Here is a 1597-nt window from a genome sequence, read left to right on the forward strand (position 1 = left end):
CGGCGACGTAGCCGCCGGAGAGCATGTACGACATGACCGTGTCGTCCTCGAGGGAGACGAAGGCGTGGCCGAGGCCGACCGGGAAGTACATGGCGCGGTGGTCGGCCTGGTCGAGCAGGACCGCGTCCCAGGCGCCGAAGGTGGGTGATCCGACGCGGACGTCCACCACGATGTCGAGGGCGCTGCCGCGCGCGCAGTAGACGTACTTGGCGGTGCCGGGCGGGGTGAGGGTGTAGTGGATGCCGCGGACCACGTCGCGGGCGGAGACGCTGTGGTTGCTCTGGGCGACGGGGAAGAGCGGGTGGCCGACGGCGGCGGTGAACGCGGCTTCCTGGAAGGGCGAGAGGAAGGCGCCGCGGCTGTCCGGGAAGACCTTCGGGGTGAAGGCGTAGGCGCCCGCCACCCGCAGGGGGCGGGCCGACATGGTGCCGGTGTCGACGGTGTCGGCGGTGGCGGCTGCGTCGGCGGTGGCGTTCGCGGTGGCGGCGGGGGCTTCGGGCACGGCGGACCTCACGGTTGGGGGACGGTTGGCGGGGTGCTCAGTGGAAGCGGCGGCCCTCGTCGGCGCGGTAGGCGCGGTAGGCGACGAGCGCGAGGACGACGGTCCACGCTCCCTGGGCGATCAGCGACGCGGGCTGCGGGGTGTAGTCGCTCACGGCCGCCCACACCAGTTCCGCCGCGCCGCGGACCGGCGTGTAGGGAGCGATGGTGGCGATGAAGCCGTCCGTGGCGTACGGGTCGGCGAGCAGGCCGCCGAGGACGACCAGGACGAGGGGGACGATGCTGGTCAGCATGGCGACCAGGTAGGGGTTGACGGCGTAGCCGATGGCCAGCATGACGAGCGCGAACGGCACCACGGCGAGGAGCAGCGCCCCCAGTCCCAGCAGGAGCTCGACCGGGGAGGCGCTGGCCTCCGTGCCGAGGGCGGCGACCAGGACCAGCGGGATCGCGCCGAGCAGGGTCATCAGCAGGCTCAGCGACATCATGGAGACCATGCGGGGCACCGGCCCGCCGGGCAGGGTGCGGACGTATCCGCCCCAGGGCTTCATGCGGGCGTCGGCGATGCCCATGCCGTACTGGGCGGAGCAGATGATGAGCACCGCGAAGAGGCACATGGAGGCGGTGCCCATGGTGGCGGTGCCGGGGTCGGAGCCCAGCGTGGGGATGACGAAGACGAACATGCCGCCGGCGGGCATGAAGAGCAGTCCGAGGAAGACCGCGGGGATGCGGACGGCCTCCAGGATCTCGAACTTCACGTAGGCGAGGGTGGTGTTCATCGTGCGACCGCCTCCGCGAGGGTCGTGGTGTCGGGGGTGTCGGGGGTGTCGGGGCCGTCGGAGGTGCCGGCGGTGCCGGGGGCCTCGCCCCGGTTGCGGCCGAGGAGGGCCAGGAAGGCGTCCTCCAGGGATCCGGCGCTGACGTCGAGTTCGTCGAAGGGCGCGCCGGACGCCACCAGGTCGCGGACCAGCTGGTCGGAGTCCTGGGAGATCAGGTGGACCCGGTCGCCCTCCCGCTCGGCGGCGACGAGTCCGGGCAGGTCGGGCACCTCGGCCATCCGCACGCTGACCCGGCGCAGGCCGCTGACCCGGCGCAGGGA

General features: G+C 72.8%; 2 protein-coding genes and 1 pseudogene. All 3 read right to left on the bottom strand.

The genetic code is table 11. The features are described 5' to 3' along the window. A partial coding sequence (locus tag ABZ836_RS30455) for a dTDP-4-dehydrorhamnose 3,5-epimerase family protein (RefSeq protein WP_361147622.1) occupies window positions 1–424 on the bottom strand: 424 nt, incomplete at its 3' end. Window positions 425–539: 115 nt separating this feature from the next. Continuing rightward, window positions 540–1277, bottom strand: coding sequence for an ABC transporter permease (locus ABZ836_RS30460; protein ID WP_356133358.1), 738 nt, complete (start codon window positions 1275–1277; stop codon window positions 540–542). After that, window positions 1274–1597: pseudogene (locus ABZ836_RS30465) on the bottom strand (hypothetical protein); the annotation flags it as partial. The gene ABZ836_RS30460 and the pseudogene ABZ836_RS30465, both read right to left, overlap by 4 nt.

Origin of the sequence: Streptomyces sp. NPDC047130, assembly GCF_040643475.1 — a bacterium.
Taxonomy (GTDB): Bacteria; Actinomycetota; Actinomycetes; order Streptomycetales; family Streptomycetaceae; genus Streptomyces.

Coding starts and splice junctions, on each gene's coding strand:
- ABZ836_RS30460 (WP_356133358.1), bottom strand. CDS start 1,277: ATGAACACCACCCTCGCCTACGTGAAGTTCGAGATCCTGGAGGCCGTC.